The sequence below is a fragment of the Sphingomonas trueperi genome, assembly GCF_040545665.1.
GTDB lineage: Bacteria > Pseudomonadota > Alphaproteobacteria > Sphingomonadales > Sphingomonadaceae > Sphingomonas > Sphingomonas trueperi_B.
This window is the reverse complement of record NZ_JBEPMH010000007.1, coordinates 48,096-62,277: the sequence shown is the minus strand read 5'-3', so window position 1 is coordinate 62,277 and position 14,182 is coordinate 48,096. Positions and strand designations below refer to the sequence as shown.

Genomic DNA, 14,182 nt, shown 5'->3' with positions numbered 1-14,182 from the left:
GATAGGTACATGATTGATTTCGAAGATCCGACATACGTAAGTTGTGCTGCCCAGGCGCTGTATGGAGACCGCCTTCCCCCGGAATTGCTTACCGCCGAGGATCCGCGAGCCTATGGTGTCGAGGTCGTCGGTCAACTGTTCGCTAAGACGCAATACCGGTGGCAATTTCCTTCGGACGGTTTCGTCATCGCGGATGATTTTACGGCGCAGCTTGCAACCTTTTACGAGTCGATGGCGGAAAAGCCCTGTCCGCCATCGGTGCTCGTTCGGCTTCGCGATGTCACCTTGTTCAAAACAGTGCTGCATTGCGCGAGTACCGCGGAACATGCACTATTGTACGAAACCTATCGTCCCGGAGATCGGGCGTCCGACGCAATGCCCAGCATGGCCCAATGGAGGGATGCCGATACCACGCACTTCGCTGGGCGACGGTGGCAGAATCTGTTCATCGGGTCGATCGGCACACCCAATTACGGACATTGGCTGATCGACGATCTGCCAAGATTAAAGGCAGCATTGCAGCTTCGATTGACCGATCGTCGTCCGATCCGAATTCTTCTCAGCCAGTTCCACAGCCGGATCGACAACATCCGTGTCGAGGCGATCCGGATGTTACTAGGCGATGAGGTTCGGATCGAGTTCCTCGATTTCAATCGGGCCTATCGTTTCGATGAGCTTTATTATGCCACCCCGGTCAGCGAACATCCCGTGCAGAAGTCACCGCTTGCGATGGCCTTCATGAGTCGCAAGGTCTGCGAGGGGGCGCTTGTCGACGTTGAAAATGACGGGGGCGGTGCTCGGCTGTTTGTGAATCGTGCTGTAAACCGAGGCAGGGTGCTGTCGAACCAGTCAGAGGTCACCGAGCTTGTCACATCACACGGGTTTCAAATCGTCGATACCGAAAGACTGAGCTTCGGCGAACAGGTCAGGCTATTCGCCGGCGCCTCTACCGTTATCGGTCAGATGGGCGCCGCGATGACCAACACCGTGTTTTGTCCGCCTGCCTCAACGATCGTGTATTTGGCGCCATGGGGATGGATCGAGCCATTTTATTGGGATCTCGCAGCTGTACGTGGCCATCGCTACAAGGTTCTATATGGGGCGGTGGCCGACCATTCTGTCCCAGCGCACGAACGCGCGTTCACGATCGACGTGGATGCGCTCGCTAGGGCGCTCGTGGGGTTGTAGGCGGCTGGCCGAGGGGACTGATCAGTGGCTTTCCGCGCCCCTAGACCCTTAGGCGTTGGCGGCTGCTGAAGTGGGGGGGGGCGGCACAACTGCCAGGCACAGTCGACCGCGGCCGTGCAACGCGGCAACCGGGGGTCAGATGCGGCAATGTTGGACGGGATGAAACGTGTGCTGATCATCGCCAGCACGATTCACCCCGTCAACAACATCAGCCCATACACCCGACCCTCAGCGCGCAAACGCCGGCGCGCTTAGCGAGCGTAACTAGATGTTTCAGTGTCAATCTACGCACTATCTGGCAATCTGCCTCGCAAGTACGAACGGTGCGAACAGCTGATTGATGACGTTTACAAGCTTGGCTGGTTGGTTGGCCGATGCATTTGCAATATAGATTACATCCTTGTCTTGCATAGCCACGTGCTGCGACAGGAAATAGCTTTCGGGTTTGAGCAGATTTAATCGATAGATCACCGGCTCCTCGCTTCCCGTTTGTGGTTGGACTGCATATCGGAACAGGAAGATCGCCGACGGGTCGGCGGTCGCATCGTTCGGACCACCGGAGCGGGCCAGCGCTTCGGCGAGCGAGACCTGACCGGTTTCGAACGCGACCTGGGAAATCTTAGAGACTGCGCCGAAGACCGTGTAGGTTCTGGGCGATCGGATTAGTTCGATACGGTCCCCAGGGTTCAGCACAACGTCATCGGGCATATTGGCGCGAATCGTCGCTAGTCGCTGCTCTACGACATTGGAACCGCGCACGAAACGCACAACCGTGTCTTCCGAAGTATTCGCACTCCCGCCGGCGTTCGCGATAGCGTCGAGCAGGCGTTCGCGCGCGAGAGACAGCGGCTGGCGTCCGGGGCGATTGACGGCGCCCGACACGAACACCGTGTTGGAGACGTTTTGCTTGATCGAAACCAGCGCTCGAGCGTCCTGGGATTTGCCGCGCAGGGCCGCGGCTATCCTGCCCTGTGCTTCCGCTGCGGTCATGTTGGCCACCGGAATGGTGCCTAGATAGGGCAACGTGATGGCCCCGCTCGCATCGACCACCGTATCCGGGAAATTCTGAGCCCGGGCAGACGGGTCGAACCCTACAGCATCCCGCCCGCTGCCGCCGAACAGCGACACGCCCACTTCGAAAATCGAGATCGACAGTACATCGCCCGGGCCAATCAGATCCGCCCGGCGGTCTTGCGCGAGCGTTGCGATCGATCCAGGCGTATCGGTGCCGGGCTGCTTGACACCATTCAACTCGTTGACCGTTGTGAGGTCCAGATCAACGATCCTGAATTTGACGCTCCCGTTGGCACCATTCGCCTGGCGCAAAACGGCGCGCGCGGTTGGCCCGTTCGATGGCAAGGCAGCGCAGGCTGACAATGTCAACATCAACGTCAACGTCGCCAAACGCGTTTTGGTCTGCCTACAATGCAGTGCGGACGAGCTTCCCGCGATTTTCATATCTGGTCCTGATTTTCTGGTCATCAAAGCTGCAGCAACCGGCATGGGTCGGGCGTGATCTATAGATTGCGAGATTGTAAATGGTGATGTACCAAACAGGCCTCGTCGATCGTGTCGTATTGAACCAGCGCGCCGCCATACAGGACCGCGCCGCGTCGACAATAGGATCGCAATGTATTTTGATCGTGTGAGATCATAATCAGCGTCGCATTATCGCGCCGGGCGATCAGCGCCTCCTCGGATCGCCGTCGAAAGCGCTCGTCTCCTGCTGCCGTTACTTCGTCTATCAGGTAACAATCAAATTCGATGGCAAGACTGATGCCGAAGGCAAGTCGTGCACTCATCCCGGCAGAATAGGTGTTGACTGGCTGATGCAGATATGGGCCGAGTTGCGCGAAGTCTTCGACGAAATCGAGTAGCTCCTGCTCGGGACGGTTGTATATTCGTGATACGAACCGAGCGTTGTCCGCACCCGTAAGCGTGGATTGAAAGGAGTTTCCGTAACCGATCGGCCAAGAGGTGGACATGTTCCGAGTTATTTTACCGCTGGTCGGTTGCTCGACTCCAGCCAGCAACCGCATCAACGTCGATTTCCCAGCGCCATTGGCGCCACAGATGCCGATCGAGTCGCCCTTTTCGATCGTAAAATTGAGATCGGCGAAGACCAATTTCTCGAATTTACGAATGTGATACGATTTGGAGACGTGTTCGAAGCGGATCATCGATTTTCTCGGCAATGGCCAGCCATCTGGCAAAATGAGAGAGAATACACAATAGGGTTTGCCTCTCGATTCGGAACCTATCTGGAAGGCGGAGATACCCGGTGGTGCGCGGCAGGACCCTGAACGAAATGCCGATTTGCGTAGACGGCCGGATGCTAGGAAACGGTGGTACCGGGGTCGCCACATACGCCCGAGCGCTGGCAGGGGCGATCCCTCTGTTGACTACACGACCGTATATCTTGCACGCTACCCCGCGAAATCCGGCTTTGCGGGCGCTTCGGGCGCTGTTGCCGATTGCGCAGGCGATTCGATCGCCGGCGCGCGGCGGGAATGGCACCCTGCTGGGACCCGACATGTTCCGCACCGCGCACGTGCATTTCAACCTCAGACGTCGCCTGTACCGCCTCCGCAGCAACCTTGCTCCGGGGATCATGCATTGGAGCTATCCGGTTCCAATCATGCTGGAGGGCTGGACCAATATCTATACGGTGCACGACACGATCCCGCTGGACCGGCCCGATCTATCCCCGATCGAACCGAGGCGCCACCGTGCGGTACTGAACGCAATTGCCGAACATGGCGACCGCATCATTACCGTTTCAGACGATGCTCGGGCGTCGATCGTCCATGCGCTAGCGTGTCGGCCCGACTTTGTCGCCGATGCTGGCCAATCAGTCGAGCTTTCCGAGGACCTAAGCGGGGATACCCTAAGCGGCTTGCCGGAGGGGGTGCTGGCCGGGTCCTATTTGTTGTGTGTGGGATCGATCGAACCCCGCAAGAACCTGTCCGCCATTCTTGCCGCATACCAGCGAAGCGGAGTGTCCATGCCGCTCCTCATTGCCGGACCCGACGGCTGGTGCGCAGAGCCGATCCTTGCCGAGATCGCGCAAACCGCGGGGGCCGTGCGGCTTCCCTATCAATCCCGCGCAGCCTTGCTGCATCTGATCGCGAATGCTCGAGCGCTGATCTTCCCGACCCTAGCCGAGGGATTCGGGCTTCCGGTGATCGAGGCAATGGCGTTAGGGACGCCTGTACTTACGAGCGATCGTGGCGCGCTTGCCGAAGTGGCGGGGAATGCGGCGTTGACTGTCGATCCGACCGATCTTGCGGCGATGTCGGCTGCGTTCCACCGCATCACGACAGATGACGAATTGGCGCTCGGGCTTGCCCAGAAGGGCAGGATCCGCGCGCAGGCTTTCTCAAAGGCTCGGTTTGTCGATCGCTTGGCGGCGATCTACGACGAAACATTGTCCAATTCGCTCGGGGTGTCTAACGCTCGCCGACGATGATATTCTTCTTGGTAGAGCACCCGTGCGCATCGCGATAGACGGCTATAATTTCGCGCTGCCGAACGGGACAGGCATTAGCTCCTATGGGATGGCACTGGCCCATACGCTGCGGTCGATGGGGCATGCGGTCGAGGGTGTGTTCGGCATTGATGTGGCAGGCCCCGCGGCGCATCGCGAGGCGTTGTTCTACGATCGGCTGGCCCGGCCGGCGCGGCGCCCGAAGGGGCTCAAGCGTTGGCTTTCCGCCACGCGACTGGCGACAGGCGCAGCCTCGTTTCGTGTCTCGTCCGGCGGCGTGGATGCGCGTTCACTGGCGCACCGTCTACCGCACTTTGATGCGCTATGGAGCAGCCCCGATCTGTTCGAGCGCGCGCAGGACTATTTTCGTCTGACCGGCCGGTTCACAGAACTGCAAATTGCCTCACCTCCCGACATCATGCACTGGACTTACCCCGTGCCCGTGCGGGTGAAGGGTGCACGCAACATTTACACGCTGCATGATCTGGTCCCCTTGCGGCTCCCTTTTGCAACGCTGGACGAAAAACGCCTTTATCGTGCCCTTGTCGGTACCTGCGTTGCGCAGGGCGATCATATCTGCACGGTCTCAGAAGCAAGCCGGGCGGACATTATCGAGTTGCTCCATGCAGATCCGGGAAAGGTTTCCAATACCTATCAGGTATCGACCATCGATCCCGCTGTAATCGCAGAAGATGCGGCGGTATCTGCCGAAACGATTTCCGCGCTTTTCGGTCTCGCGCCACAAGGATACTATCTTTTCTATGGCGCAATCGAGCCTAAGAAAAATCTAGGACGGCTGATCGAGGCGTATCTTTCCTTACGGCTTAAGGCCCCCCTGGTAATCGTGGCAGCAAAATCGTGGCAGAGTTCGGCTGAGGTGGTGTTGTTGCCTCGCGAAGACGATCCGTCCGGACTGCGTCACGAGCATCTGCGCGATCGAGTCGTGCAAATCGACTATTTGCCGCGGCACTTGCTGCTGCGCCTGTTGCGCGGCGCGCGCGCGCTCGTTTTTCCCTCGCTGTACGAAGGTTTCGGATTGCCTGTGCTGGAGGCAATGTCGCTTGGCGTGCCTGTGCTATCATCCACCACGGCCGCTATTCGGGAAATAGCGGGTGAGGCAGCAATCCTAGTTGATCCCTACGTGGTGGCAGAGATTGCGGACGCCCTTGCTCGTGTCGATGCCGATGCAGCGTTGCGGCAAAGCTTGGCGACGCGTGGCATTGCCCGGGCAGCGGCGTTTAGCGAAAGCGCCTATCAGCGCGCTCTTGCCGAGATGTACAGCAAAGTTTTAGGTGAAACGTCATGAGTATCGATACCATTCCTACCGGTCTCAAGCAGAGCGGTGAATGGGAACGCGACCGATATCTTCCGCTGCCCATCGATCCGTTCGGTGCCACCCCGCATTTCGCGAGCCGCCTCACCGGTCTGGGTGGGGATCGGCCACCGCCCAATCCTGCTTATGTGTTGGAAACCAACCCAGTACGTGCTGCGGTGGGGCCGATCGTATTCACCGTGGAAATAGATCAGCTGCGCGCTACGGCCGGAACGTTGGTGTTGCACGTCCTTGCGCGACCGGCGCACTTGAAGACGGATCTGACGCCGGTTGCAACGATCGCGGTCTCGATGGCGGACTTGATAGCGCATAATGGAGTGGCCTGCATCGGCACGATCGGCCGCCGCAATATGCTCTATTCGGTCACGGCAGAACTCTCGGACGAAAGCGATGCCACCGCTAGCGCGATCCGCGTCTCGCTCAATCGCCGGGAGGAGTCGGATCCTGACTGGCAGCCACGCGATGTGGCTTCGAAACTTGCATCCCTTCCGCAACGTGGACCCGCCTTACGGGACAAGCCGGAACTGATCTCAATGCAGTCGCCCCTGCTTATGAGCCCGGTGTCGCAAGTCATGACTGCACGCCAGTTCGCCGAGCCGGTGTTTGCCGCACGCATGGCTGACCTGGACCAGCAGGGTGGTCGCGGTGAGCTGCAGGCTTGGGAGGATGCCATCATCCTTCAAGCCCTACGATACTATGGCGCCCTGTCTTCAGGTGCCCCGCGCGGCTTGTGCTTCGACCGCGCGGCTCGGGCGCTGCCGGCCTATGTCGCCAGTCAAGGCGGGTCCATGACGGTGATACGCGATGGGCTTGGTTCCCAGGCTGGTGACGATAGTGGGGATGGCCTTGGCCCATTGCACCGACCGTCGGTGTGCACGCCGAAAGTGTTCGAAAGCTCGGTTCATCTCGCAACGGCCGCCACGCTGGCGCGGGGTGAGGAAGTCGCCGACTATGATTTCCTCTGGTCGAGGAACATCAGCGATACGGTGGAGAGCAAAGCGGCCTTTCCGCACTTTTTGCTCGATAGCATGCGCTATCTGCGGTTCGGAGGCATTGCCATTCACCTGCTTCGATATGGCACCTCGCAACAAGCCAATCCGGCGGCGGGTGGCGGACCGATTCATTTCTCGCGCCCGGAAATCGAGCGGCTGGCACTGTCGTTGGTTGCGCAAGCCCAGGAAGTCGCCCAGCTGAAATTCGCGATCCAGGAAATCGGCGCGTCCGAGCTGAACGCGCCGATTCCCTTTGCTATCCTGGCACGGCGAACGTGCTAAATCAGGCAGCGTGCTCGCGAACGCCTGCTACGATCAGCCAGCCGATTCCGTAGATGAGCAATAAGGCGAGGAACACTGTCAGCACGATCCGTCCGCGCTCGGGGTATAGCGGCGTGACCGCTTTGTTCGCGTCCACGACGCGGACGAGATAGAGTTGCTGCCGCTGGGCTCGTTCGCGCGCTTGCTCGAAATTGGCGGCCGCAGCCTCATAGCGCTTCCCGACAAATTCCTGGCGCAGGCGGAGATCCTCATATCCGCCAAGATCCGTTGCAATCGAAGGATCGGCTGGAGCATCGCCGGTCAGACGACCGGCTTGCGCAGCGACTTGGCTGCGCAGCGACTGCACCTGGCGCGACATAGCGATATACTGCGGGCTCGACCGGCTGATAAAGGCTCCCATCGTGTCCAGCTGCGATTGTGCGGCGGCTAACTGGCCGCGCAGGGTCGAGACGAGGCCGATTTGCGCCTTGCCGGAGCCCTCAGGATCGATATCCTGGCGACGCTGACGAAAACTCGTCATCTGCTCCTGGATCTTCGCCAGCGCCGTTTCGGCTTCTGACAACTGTCGGCGCGCAAGCCCGACCGCATCGTTATACCCGCGCGCATTCAGCTGGTTCACGCGCTGCTCGCCAAGCGTCATCAGGCGCTGGATAATGGCATAAGCGTCGTCGGGGCGAAACGCGTGAACCGAAAGCGTGGTAATCCCGGTGTCGCGGTTGAAATTCACCGCGACCTTGCCCTTGTAATATTTCAACAGCCTTTCCGGCGTGAGCTGGTCGCTACGCAACCGGCTGAAGGCATCGGCTTCGGGTCGTTGAAAGCGTCCGATCAGCCCAATGTCGCGATCCAGCGTCGCGACCGCTTCGTGCGAAACGAGGTAGTCCGAGACGCTCAGCGCTTCACCTTGCGATTGCGTCATGCCGCCCGCGAGGCCGAGCAGCGATCCAAAGCTCGATGGCATTGCCGCCGGAGTGTCAGAGGAGCGGATGATGAAATGCGCTTCAGACACGTACTGGTCGGCTGCAATCAGGTAATAATACCCAGCAACCAGCGCTGTAGGCAGAAATACAACCAGCATTATCGCGCGGCGCCGCCGGAGCCACCCGAGCACTTTGGAGGCTAAGGTAGGAGCGTGATGCGGCGTTTCGTCGATTACCGGGGCAAAGATGCCGTGCATGTTCATTGATAGAGCTCTTGAGATAAGATGCTGATGGCTAGCTGCGTCGTCAGCTCAGATGGATGCGTCGCTTTACCGCACGAACTGCTAGCAAGCCGAGGAAGTTCAGCACGAGCGTCCAAGCGGTGATGTATGTGAAATTAACATATTCCAGTGTCGCAGTCTCGAATTGGCCGTAGCGAACCAGTTCGAACATCTGCGGGAAGGGGTTGTACAGCAGCCAATCTCGGTACGGCTGCGGGACCCAGATAACCTGGTAAAAAGCGCCTGACAGCGGAATCATGAAATAGGTGAACGGATGGACCATGCGCTCAAGCAGTCTATTATCATGCGTGCCACCCACGATGATCAGCGAAATGCCAAAGGAGAAAAAGAAAATATAGGCTATGCCTGCAATTAAGAGCAGCGGCCGATAAGGATATGTCGCATAGCCGATCGAGATGATCAGGCTTAAAAGTATCATGAATGCCATCATGGTGCCGGCAAGTTCAAGCACGGCTCGGGAAAAGGCGAGGTCAAATACGCCAACCATTTTATGATACATGAGCGGCAAGTTCGCGTGCAGCGTGCCTTCCGCGCGATTGACAATGCCGCGGAACATGATGAAGATCGTGTAGCCGACGACGGTAATCGCCACCGGATTTATTTCTCCTTCATGGGAGGTCTGACCGCTATGCATCAGCGAGATGATGCTGCCCAACATCAATGGTTCCAACACCAGCCACAAATAGCCGATATTTTCCCGACCGTAACGAGTGTGTAGCTCGCGCATTAGCAGCGCGCCGATCACCCGCATCTGAATGGCCAGCGCCTGCCCGAGGGATGGCTGTGAGACTTTCGATGGTGGGTTGGGCATATAATCTTCGACCTTGATGATCGCTTCCCATAGGACGAGAATGGACGCCTGCCAACTTGTTAGCGCGCGCCTCAAACGCCTGCGCACGATGGGCGGGACGATGAATCCCGGACTGCGCTGCTCCAGCGTCGACTGGCGGCCCCCGGGGGCGCGGGGTCTCTTGGGTTCAGCCTTCGCAGAAAATCCGACGCGGGATTCTAATGGCGATCCTGTTGCAGGCGGATTCGAGCGCAAGGCGGTTGCATCGTGCCGCGCCGATATTAAAGAGGCGCTTCGTTGGGAAACGCGCAGGCGTTACGTGCACACGCGCTAAGGGTGGTCTTGATATGAAAGTAGTCTTGCTGGCTGGTGGGCTTGGGACCAGATTATCTGAGGAAACCTCAGTGCGGCCAAAGCCGATGGTTGAAGTAGGCGGCCTGCCGATGCTTTGGCATATCATGAAGATCTACTCAGCGGCGGGCTTTAATGATTTCATTATTTGCTTGGGCTATAAGGGGTACTTTGTAAAAGAGTATTTTGCGAACTACTTCCTGCACATGGCGGACGTGACGATCGATCTTGGCCGCAACGGCATGGATATTCATCATTCTCGGGCCGAAAAGTGGCGCATCACGCTCGTCGATACGGGCGCCGAAACGATGACCGGCGGCCGGCTCAAGCGTGTCGCGGATCATATTGGCGACGAAACCTTCTGCATGACCTATGGCGACGGCGTAGCGAATATCGACGTGCGCAAGCTGGTCGACTTTCATGTCGCTGACGGTCGCGACGCCACGGTAACGGCGGTGCGGCCTCCGGGGCGGTTCGGTGCGCTCGACATCGACAGCAATCGTGTGCGCGGCTTTATTGAAAAGCCTCAAGGCGACGGCAGCTGGATCAATGGCGGCTTTTTCGTTTTGTCGCCGCGTGTCATTGATCGGATCGCGGACGATACAACGACGTGGGAACGCGAACCGTTGGAAGGCTTGGCGCGCGACGGGCAATTGTCCGCGTACCATCACGAAGGCTTCTGGCAGCCGATGGATACGCTGCGCGACAAACATTACCTTGAGGATTTATGGCAGAGCGGCAATGCGCCGTGGAAAATCTGGTGACGCGGGTGCCATTTCCAGCGCCAGCTTTCTGGCGTGGCAAGCGCGTGCTGGTCACCGGACATACCGGATTCAAGGGTAGTTGGGCCGCGCTGTGGCTTGAGCTGCTTGGAGCCGATGTTTACGGCCTCGCCCTGCCGCCGGCGGAGGTTGCGGGCGGCGAGCCGTTGTGGGACGCGATCGGGCGGCCAGGTTCGCGCGGCGTGCTCGCTGACATCCGCGATGCGGCCGCGGTCGAGGCGGCATTCGCACAGGCGCGACCGGATGTGGTGCTCCACATGGCCGCGCAAGCACTGGTGCATCCGTCTTACGACGATCCGGTGACGACGTTTGAAACCAATGTCATGGGCTTGGTCAACGTGTTCGAGGCGGCGCGCCGCAGCCCGGGTCTGCGGGCGATCGTGAACGTCACCAGCGATAAGTGCTACGAAAACACGGAGCAGGTCTGGCCGTATCGCGAAACCGAGCCGATGGGTGGATCCGATCCCTACAGCGCCAGCAAGGGTTGTGCGGAACTCGTCACGGCTTCGTATCGCCGCTCCTTCTTCAAGCAATCCGATCGTGCATTGCTCGCGTCTGGGCGTGCAGGCAACGTGATTGGCGGCGGCGACTGGTCAGCGGATCGCCTCGTTCCCGATGCGATTCGTGCATTTGCAAGCGGAACCGACGTGCTGATCCGCAATCCCCTGTCCACCCGCCCTTGGCAACATGTGCTGGAGCCGATTGCCGGGTATCTCATGCTCGCCCAGGCGTTGACCGATCACGGCGAGGGGGCCGCGCAGGGTTGGAACTTTGGTCCCCCCGACGACGACGCGTGGCCGGTAGGTAGAATTGTCGACGCGCTGGTGCAGGCATGGGGACCTGGTGCCGGTTGGGCCCGCGACAGCGCCGTGCATCCTCATGAAGCGATGCTGCTGCGGGTAGATGCCAGCAAGGCACGGGTTGGTCTGGGCTGGCGCCCGCGACTGCCAATCACTGCCGGGCTGACCTGGACCGTCGACTGGTACAAGGCCGTTGCGGCCGGCCAGTCCGCACGCGACGTAACGATTGATCAGATCAAGGCCTACGAATCCCTTGCCGGAGCTAATTGATGAACCCGACCTGCCGTTTCTGTAATGCGCCGCTGGAAGTATCGTTCGCCGACCTCGGCATGTCTCCGATTTCCAACGACTATGTTGCCCCTGAACACTACGCTGCGATGGAGCCTTTCTACCCGCTGCATGCGTATGTCTGTGGCAACTGCTGGCTGGTGCAGCTAGTCGATTTCGAAAAAGCCGAGAACATGTTCTCGGATGAGTACGCTTATTTCTCGTCTTACTCCCAGTCGTGGTTGGCGCATGCCGAGCGATATGCGAGCAAGATGATCGCTGCAGAGGCGCTCGATGCGAACAGCCTTGTCATCGAGGTTGCGTCGAATGACGGCTATCTGCTGCAATATTTCAAGCAAGCTGGTGTGCCCGTTCTTGGAATCGAGCCAACCGCCAACACGGCCAAAGTTGCGTTCGACGAACGTGGAGTTGAGAGTGAAGTCGCCTTCTTCGGCCGCGCGACGGCCGAGCGTCTGCGGGACCGCGGGATTCAGGCGGATGTGATGGCGGCCAACAACGTTCTGGCGCATGTCCCGGATATCAACGACTTCATTGCCGGCTACCCCATCCTGTTGAAGCAAGGTGGCGTTGCCAATATCGAATTCCCGCACCTGATGCGCCTGATCGAACAGCGGCAGTTCGACACGATCTACCACGAACATTTCAGCTATCTGTCGTTCACCGTCGTGCGCCGCATGTTCGCCGATCACGGCATGCGGGTCTATGACGTCGAGGAATTGCCGACACATGGCGGATCGCTCCGCGTGTATATCGCGCATCAGAACGATACTACCCGCCCGGACACCGCCGCTGTCGCTGCAATGCTGGAAGCGGAACGGGCAGCCGGCTTGTCGGACCTCGCGACCTATCAGCGTTTTTCCGATGCGGTTGTCGATACCAAGCTCGCGTTGCTGGAATTCCTTGTCGCCGCGAAGCGCGAGGGCAAGACCGTGGCGGCCTATGGTGCGCCGGCCAAGGGCAACACGCTGCTCAATTATTGCGGTGTAAAGACCGATCTCGTCGCGTTCACGGTCGATCGTAGCCCGCACAAGGCTGGCAAGTTTCTGCCGGGAACCCGCATTCCGATCTATTCGCCGGACCGGATCGACAGCGAGAAGCCGGACTATCTCCTCATCCTGCCGTGGAACCTGAAGGACGAGATCATGGCGCAGATGGCCCATGTCCGGGAATGGGGGTGCGCATTCGTGACGCCAATCCCGACCGTGCAAATCCACCCATGATCTTCACGCCTCTGTCGATTGCGGGCGTGTGGCGCGTCGCCTTGTCGCCCGTTTCAGACGATCGCGGCTTCTTTGCCCGGAGCTTTTGCGCGGCGGAATTCGCCGCGCAGGGGCTGCCGGCGGTGTTCGAGCAATCGAGCCTGTCGCGTAACACGCGCGCGGGCACGTTGCGGGGCCTTCACTATCAGGACGCGCCGCACGCGGAGGCAAAGTTCGTGCGCTGCGTGCGCGGTGCGCTGATGGACGTGGTCGTCGATCTGCGGCCCGGATCTGCGACCCGCGGAAAGTGGATTGGCGAACGGCTGTCAGCGGATGAAGGCACGGGTCTATATATTGCTCCCGGCCTGGCGCACGGTTTCCAGACGCTCGTTGACGACACGGACATGCTGTATCAAATCACACCCGCCTTCCGCCCCGGCTTCGGGGCGGGTGTACGGTGGAACGATCCGGCGTTCGGGATTGAATGGCCTCTCCCGAATCCCATTCTGTCGGAGCGTGACGCCCAATATCCAGATTGGTCGGCATGAGGGTTCTTGTCACCGGCTCCAGTGGTTTCGTCGGGCGTCACGTCATCGACCAGCTCGTCGCGCGGGGCGTCAATGTAGTCGCTTCCAGCCGCAGCCCGATGGGACGTCACGATGTTGATCATGTGGCCGCGGATCTCACACAGCCCGGGGCGGCTACCGCGCTGATCGAGAAAGTTCAGCCAACCCATCTGCTGCATCTTGCATGGAATGCGGTACCGGGTCAGTTCTGGAACGCGGCGGATAATCTCGATTGGTGTGCAGCGAGTTTGGCCCTGCTCCGCAGCTTTCACGCAGTTGGCGGCAAACGCGCGGTGGTGGCGGGAAGCTGCGCTGAATATGACTGGACGGGTGCGGGGCAGCTCGACGAGGCGCTCTCGCCCATCAATCCGGCAACCTTGTACGGCGTGGCCAAAGACGCGCTTCGACGGATGGTGCTGCGCGACGCCGAACAGCACGGACATTCGGTCGCCTGGGGGCGGATCTTCTGGCTGTACGGTCCGGGCGAAGCGCCGGGGCGGCTGGTATCGGATGTTGCCGTGGCCCTGCGTGACGGCCGTACCGCCGCAGTCAGCGCAGGAACGCAACGCCGCGACTTTCTGCACGTATCCGATGTCGCCGGCGCCTTCGTCGCTGCCCTGCACAGCGAGTATCGCGGCATTTTCAACGTAAGCTCTGGTACGCCTGTTTCGATACGTGACGTCGTTGGCTGCCTGTCAGAAGCGATGGAGCGACCGGAAGGCGTGCACTACGGCGCGCGGCCGACCCAGCCGGGCGAGCCTCCGTTGCTGTATGGCACTGTCGATCGGTTGCAGCGCGAGATCGGATTTCGCCCGATCTTCGGATTGCGTGACGGCCTAGCGGAAACGGCGCGGTGGTGGCGTCAAAGCTGCGACGCACTATGAACGAATTTTGGGCTTCTA

At 59.7% G+C, this 14,182-nt stretch carries 13 protein-coding genes; 9 read left to right on the top strand and 4 right to left on the bottom strand.

Annotation, left to right across the window (positions count from 1 at the left end; all coding sequences use genetic code 11):
• Nucleotides 1-9: 9 nt before the first annotated feature.
• Nucleotides 10-1,188, top strand: coding sequence for a glycosyltransferase family 61 protein (locus ABIC65_RS19565; RefSeq protein ID WP_354310947.1), 1,179 nt, complete (start codon nt 10-12; stop codon nt 1,186-1,188).
• Between the two features lie 291 nt (nt 1,189-1,479).
• Here the strand turns inward: ABIC65_RS19565 and ABIC65_RS19560 are convergent, their stop codons facing one another.
• Nucleotides 1,480-2,691 (bottom strand): polysaccharide biosynthesis/export family protein, encoded by a 1,212-nt coding sequence (locus tag ABIC65_RS19560; protein WP_354310946.1) that lies wholly within the window; start codon nt 2,689-2,691, stop codon nt 1,480-1,482.
• Between the two features lie 14 nt (nt 2,692-2,705).
• The gene (locus tag ABIC65_RS19555) at nt 2,706-3,368 is read right to left on the bottom strand and encodes an ABC transporter ATP-binding protein (protein ID WP_354310944.1); all 663 of its coding nucleotides are present in this window, start codon (nt 3,366-3,368) and stop codon (nt 2,706-2,708) included.
• Between the two features lie 287 nt (nt 3,369-3,655).
• Between ABIC65_RS19555 and ABIC65_RS19550 the strand changes: the two genes are divergently transcribed.
• Genes ABIC65_RS19550 through ABIC65_RS19540 form a run of 3 tightly spaced genes read left to right on the top strand, consistent with a single transcriptional unit; the run spans nt 3,656 to nt 7,282 of the window.
• A complete protein-coding gene (locus ABIC65_RS19550) occupies nt 3,656-4,657 on the top strand; it encodes a glycosyltransferase family 4 protein (RefSeq protein WP_354310942.1) in 1,002 nt (333 codons plus the stop codon).
• A 22-nt stretch (nt 4,658-4,679) separates the two neighbouring features.
• A complete protein-coding gene (locus ABIC65_RS19545; RefSeq protein WP_354310941.1) occupies nt 4,680-5,981 on the top strand; it encodes a glycosyltransferase family 4 protein in 1,302 nt (433 codons plus the stop codon).
• Nucleotides 5,978-7,282, top strand: a complete 1,305-nt coding sequence (locus tag ABIC65_RS19540; RefSeq protein ID WP_354310940.1) for a hypothetical protein — start codon at nt 5,978-5,980, stop codon at nt 7,280-7,282. The genes ABIC65_RS19545 and ABIC65_RS19540 overlap by 4 nt, the downstream gene beginning before the upstream one ends.
• A gap of 1 nt (nt 7,283) precedes the next feature.
• Here the strand turns inward: ABIC65_RS19540 and ABIC65_RS19535 are convergent, their stop codons facing one another.
• Nucleotides 7,284-8,465 carry a lipopolysaccharide biosynthesis protein gene (locus tag ABIC65_RS19535; RefSeq protein WP_354310939.1) on the bottom strand — a complete coding sequence of 394 codons (1,182 nt, stop codon included), beginning with the start codon at nt 8,463-8,465 and terminating at the stop codon, nt 7,284-7,286.
• A 43-nt stretch (nt 8,466-8,508) separates the two neighbouring features.
• Complete coding sequence (locus ABIC65_RS19530) at nt 8,509-9,549, bottom strand: ABC transporter permease (RefSeq protein WP_354310937.1); 1,041 nt, start codon at nt 9,547-9,549, stop codon at nt 8,509-8,511.
• Nucleotides 9,550-9,641: 92 nt separating this feature from the next.
• Between ABIC65_RS19530 and rfbF the strand changes: the two genes are divergently transcribed.
• Genes rfbF through ABIC65_RS19505 form a run of 5 tightly spaced genes read left to right on the top strand, consistent with a single transcriptional unit; the run spans nt 9,642 to nt 14,164 of the window.
• Complete coding sequence (rfbF, locus tag ABIC65_RS19525; protein ID WP_354310936.1) at nt 9,642-10,409, top strand: glucose-1-phosphate cytidylyltransferase; 768 nt, start codon at nt 9,642-9,644, stop codon at nt 10,407-10,409.
• Entirely contained in the window at nt 10,373-11,497 is a 1,125-nt protein-coding gene (gene rfbG / locus ABIC65_RS19520) for a CDP-glucose 4,6-dehydratase (protein WP_354310935.1), read from the top strand. Before rfbF ends, rfbG begins: the two co-directional genes overlap by 37 nt.
• Complete coding sequence (locus ABIC65_RS19515; protein ID WP_354310934.1) at nt 11,497-12,735, top strand: class I SAM-dependent methyltransferase; 1,239 nt, start codon at nt 11,497-11,499, stop codon at nt 12,733-12,735. The genes rfbG and ABIC65_RS19515 overlap by 1 nt, the downstream gene beginning before the upstream one ends.
• Nucleotides 12,732-13,262: a dTDP-4-dehydrorhamnose 3,5-epimerase family protein gene (locus ABIC65_RS19510; protein WP_354310933.1), complete on the top strand. Its 531-nt coding sequence runs from the start codon at nt 12,732-12,734 to the stop codon at nt 13,260-13,262. The genes ABIC65_RS19515 and ABIC65_RS19510 overlap by 4 nt, the downstream gene beginning before the upstream one ends.
• On the top strand, nt 13,259-14,164 hold the full coding sequence (locus tag ABIC65_RS19505; RefSeq protein ID WP_354310931.1) for an NAD-dependent epimerase/dehydratase family protein: 906 nt from the start codon (nt 13,259-13,261) through the stop codon (nt 14,162-14,164). The genes ABIC65_RS19510 and ABIC65_RS19505 overlap by 4 nt, the downstream gene beginning before the upstream one ends.
• Nucleotides 14,165-14,182: the final 18 nt, after the last annotated feature.

Excerpts from the sequence above, each read along its gene's own strand:
- ABIC65_RS19515 (WP_354310934.1), top strand. The coding sequence starts at position 11,497 with ATGAACCCGACCTGCCGTTTCTGTAATGCGCCGCTGGAAGTATCGTTC.
- ABIC65_RS19505 (WP_354310931.1), top strand. The coding sequence starts at position 13,259 with ATGAGGGTTCTTGTCACCGGCTCCAGTGGTTTCGTCGGGCGTCACGTC.
- ABIC65_RS19565 (WP_354310947.1), top strand. The coding sequence starts at position 10 with ATGATTGATTTCGAAGATCCGACATACGTAAGTTGTGCTGCCCAGGCG.
- ABIC65_RS19540 (WP_354310940.1), top strand. The coding sequence starts at position 5,978 with ATGAGTATCGATACCATTCCTACCGGTCTCAAGCAGAGCGGTGAATGG.
- rfbG (WP_354310935.1), top strand. The coding sequence starts at position 10,373 with ATGGCAGAGCGGCAATGCGCCGTGGAAAATCTGGTGACGCGGGTGCCA.
- ABIC65_RS19560 (WP_354310946.1), bottom strand. The coding sequence starts at position 2,691 with ATGCCGGTTGCTGCAGCTTTGATGACCAGAAAATCAGGACCAGATATG.
- ABIC65_RS19510 (WP_354310933.1), top strand. The coding sequence starts at position 12,732 with ATGATCTTCACGCCTCTGTCGATTGCGGGCGTGTGGCGCGTCGCCTTG.
- ABIC65_RS19555 (WP_354310944.1), bottom strand. The coding sequence starts at position 3,368 with ATGATCCGCTTCGAACACGTCTCCAAATCGTATCACATTCGTAAATTC.
- ABIC65_RS19535 (WP_354310939.1), bottom strand. The coding sequence starts at position 8,465 with ATGAACATGCACGGCATCTTTGCCCCGGTAATCGACGAAACGCCGCAT.
- rfbF (WP_354310936.1), top strand. The coding sequence starts at position 9,642 with ATGAAAGTAGTCTTGCTGGCTGGTGGGCTTGGGACCAGATTATCTGAG.